The organism is Ruegeria sp. HKCCA4812, from assembly GCF_013034245.1.
GTDB lineage: Bacteria > Pseudomonadota > Alphaproteobacteria > Rhodobacterales > Rhodobacteraceae > Ruegeria.
Map to the genome: position 1 here is coordinate 1 of NZ_WQFQ01000023.1, position 3,425 is coordinate 3,425.

The window sequence follows — 3,425 nt, forward strand, 5'->3', positions numbered from 1 at the left end:
TGGGCTCGATACGGTCATTCGCCGTTGTCCGCTCGAAAGTCCGCTTCTACGCCACTGGTCAACCACTTCATCAATGTCAACAAACGGTCGTCAGCCGGTCGGCCTACCCGCGCTCGAATTCAATGGTAGCGGTTCACTTGGCGTTGCATCTGGATGCAATGACGCAAGATACGCACAACTGGGTGGATCATGGTTACTGCGTGTTCGGTGCGAGTGTGCCAGGTATTTGAAGCCTTACGAAGCATTGCGACCTCCCATTGATGACGTAACGTTAACCTGGATGAACGAGAGGTCCTGTGAACTGGGACACAGAGCGCCATTACAAGTTTCCGCCACCCGCCAACACCAGCAACTAGTCTTCAGCCCCCGGAACGACTCGCCAGCGGTCGTCTCAGCGCCAGTTATGGGTTCTCTAGCGGTCTAGTAAGCTCTGTCCCGCCAGCGGCAGTGAACGATCGATCTAGCGATCAAAATGCCCAGTGCTCACTTTTAGAAACGCCACATGCTGACCCGCTGACGCTCCATTCCGCCCGTCGCTTCGCTAAGCAGAATGCCCCCGAAACCGCCCCAGTTTCTCAGGCTAGTGGGAAAAGTTGATAGGTTTCATCGGTGGGCAAGGTTTCCTACCACCCCAGCCAGATCATCAGAACATCGTTACTCCGATACCTGTTGACACCGTTTGCTGCTGAAAATGCCCCCCTTTATGCCCCGGCCACCCGAGCCACCCGCTAACAACCACAGCGGGTTTTGCGGGGGTACCCCTCCCACTTTACGGGAGGAGCGGGTCAGCGTGTTTTGACCCGAGAGTTTTGCATAGCCACAGGGCTAAAGCAGACCCCAATCGACACCGTTCGCCTGCCGATCACGCTCATCCTGAAGGTTATCTCGGCGGTCACCGATGGTCAGATGGCGGGGATTGATACAGCGACGGTTATGGCAACGGTGGCGGATTACCTGATCGCGGGTGGTTGGGGGTATTGAAGTGACTCGATAACTCATTAAATACCTTCAGGTCAAAGTTCATAATCTCGATTGAGATCACTGATAAATCATAACTGGTAGTCGTCTAACATCACTGGGTTGGGCGACCTTAATAAGTGGGCTTGTACGTCACAGCCTGCGTTGATTGCAAAATCCGTAATCGGCTCAGTCCCATTGCGCGGATTTTGATGATGAGCCGCATGGCCTGATTCATATTTTTACCCTGACCCTGTCTCACCGTGCCGAAAAGCGTATTGGACAGGTTTGTTTTGCACGCAACGAATTGGCACAAGATGCAGGAGAAACAGAGTGAACAAGCAATTACCGAGCAACGAGCTCAAACCAAGAGAACGCAAAAAATCATGGAGGAATCGCCGCCCGATAGCACATGGGCAAAGCAATTTAGATGACGTTCAGTTGGAGATCTTTTCAGATGGCGGAGACAATGCGGAAGTTCAGACCACAGACGCCAATCAGACCAACCCTACTTCGGACAACCCTAAAGAAATCTTATGTCGCGATTTGGCCAGAAACTACGTCCGCAAGGAAGGTAGGTTTTTCCGGCGAAACGATCCGACCACGGCCATTTCGGCGTCGGATCTTAAGCGCGCTGCCTTAATTCGGTTTTCGGAGAAATACCGCGAAATCGAACTGACAGACGAACTTTGGCGTGAAGTCTACCAGTACTCGGTCGAGGAAATTCACACTGACAAAACTCAGACCATTCCTGTCTGGGATGGTCGTTCCGAGTGCTGCCCTGAGGTTTCAGACGGGTTGATCTGGTCCGACGGGTCAGCAAGCATAAACACGTGGACGAAGCCGGAGTACAGAAACCTGGGGCTAACCGAGGCCGATTACGGTATGTTTCAGGAACTGCTGGAGCGCATGTTCCGTCATGACTGTGATCGAACCTTCTTCTTGGACTGGTTGTCCTGGAGTCTTCAGAACGAGGGCAGCAAGCCAAGTTTTTCGATACTGCTGTATTCGCAGACGAAAGGAACTGGAAAAAGTATCATTGGACAGGTCCTCAATGCTCTGTTCGGTCCAAGTAACTCGATTGGGATCAACGGCATCTCCAAGCTCACATCTCGGTTCAATCAGACACTGATGTCGAAAAAGTTCATTACCTGCGAGGAGGTCAAGCTAAAGCCGGGAACTGACGCTGGAAACGCTGTAAAATCTTTCATCACCGAGCCCAGAGTCGCCGTCGAGGGCAAAGGAAAGGAGGTAACCGAGGTTCGCAGCGTCAGCGTGTACCTGATGACGACGAACCACTATCCACATTGGATTGAGCCAGATGACCGCCGGTTCTATGTGATTGATGCAAATCACCCGGGCCACGCTTCCGGACCGGACAATGAGAATTTCCAGTCCTTCATGTCCAGCTTTTACAAGTACATGGATAATCCGGAGAATATCGCGCGCCTTTACAATGCTCTGATGGTTAGACAGCAGTCGAATGGGTTTAACCCTCGGTCGCTGAATATGGCTGCAGTCGACACCCCTATTATACAACGACTTCACGCTGCTTCTGGTGAAGTCCTGCAACAGGAGTTAGCGGAGTTCATCGCTGGAACGGGAAAGTTCGCGATCCCGCAGGCCAGTCTCCGAAAGCTATTCTTCGAAAACCTTAAGGTAAACCCGAACCGACTGGCTCACATGATGAACGAACTTGGGTGGATTCCCGCGAAAGCTAAGTGGGGCGGAACTGACTATGCGAGGGTGATTTGGGTTCACCCGGACTACCGTGTCTCAAATGGCCGCGTTCTCGGTCCAGAGGGTTACGACGAGCCCGTTGATCACATTGAGGAGGATGTGGAAATCATATGAGACCTCCTGTTTTTCGAGAGCGGAGCCGCCTACAGGCTTGGTACGAAGACGTCTTGGCAAACCACTATAACGAGGCGCTAGGGCGCGTGGAAGACTTGCTGGCTAACACGGAAGTAGATGGAAACGGATGTATGGTCACCGAGACGGAGCAACCAAGAAAACTTCGGTTTCGTGAGCATCAGGATCGCGCTTATAGGTTCGTCTACTGCGTAACCCACCGGCTTGCCGCCACCCGCGATCAGGTAATCCGCCACCGTTGCCATAACCGTCGCTGTATCAATCCCCGCCATCTGACCATCGGTGACCGCCGAGATAACCTTCAGGATGAGCGTGATCGGCAGGCGAACGGTGTCGATTGGGGTCTGCTTTAGCCCTGTGGCTATGCAAAACTCTCGGGTCAAAACACGCTGACCCGCTCCTCCCGTAAAGTGGGAGGGGTACCCCCCGCAAAACCCGCTGTGGTTGTTAGCGGGTGGCTCGGGTGGCCGGGGCATAAAGGGGGGCATTTTCAGCAGCAAACGGTGTCAACAGGTATCGGAGTAATGATGTTCTGATGAACTGGCTGGGGTGGTAGGATACCTTGCCCACCGATGAAACCTATCAACTTTTCCCAC

The 3,425-nt window shown here is 53.1% G+C and carries 4 protein-coding genes; 3 read left to right on the forward strand and 1 reads right to left on the reverse strand.

Annotated features, from left to right (window positions below; genetic code table 11):
* On the forward strand, nucleotides 1-230 hold a 230-nt coding region (locus GOW04_RS21840; protein ID WP_217356984.1), incomplete at its 5' end, for a hypothetical protein.
* 595 nt (nucleotides 231-825) lie between these two features.
* On the opposite strand, the gene GOW04_RS22345 is transcribed toward GOW04_RS21840, so the two are convergent.
* Complete coding sequence (locus tag GOW04_RS22345; protein WP_171205325.1) at nucleotides 826-999, reverse strand: HNH endonuclease; 174 nt, start codon at nucleotides 997-999, stop codon at nucleotides 826-828.
* Between the two features lie 291 nt (nucleotides 1,000-1,290).
* On the opposite strand from GOW04_RS22345, the gene GOW04_RS22350 reads away from it, so the two are divergent.
* Both GOW04_RS22350 and GOW04_RS22355 read left to right on the forward strand, forming a co-directional pair.
* Entirely contained in the window at nucleotides 1,291-2,811 is a 1,521-nt protein-coding gene (locus GOW04_RS22350) for a primase-helicase family protein (protein ID WP_171233990.1), read from the forward strand.
* Nucleotides 2,812-2,942: 131 nt separating this feature from the next.
* Nucleotides 2,943-3,182 (forward strand): hypothetical protein, encoded by a 240-nt coding sequence (locus tag GOW04_RS22355; RefSeq protein ID WP_171233991.1) that lies wholly within the window; start codon nucleotides 2,943-2,945, stop codon nucleotides 3,180-3,182.
* Nucleotides 3,183-3,425 lie beyond the last annotated feature (243 nt).

Bases quoted from the DNA above. Each gene is read 5' to 3' on its own strand.
- GOW04_RS22345 (WP_171205325.1), bottom strand. From the start codon at position 999: ATGAGTTATCGAGTCACTTCAATACCCCCAACCACCCGCGATCAGGTA.
- GOW04_RS22355 (WP_171233991.1), top strand. From the start codon at position 2,943: ATGGTCACCGAGACGGAGCAACCAAGAAAACTTCGGTTTCGTGAGCAT.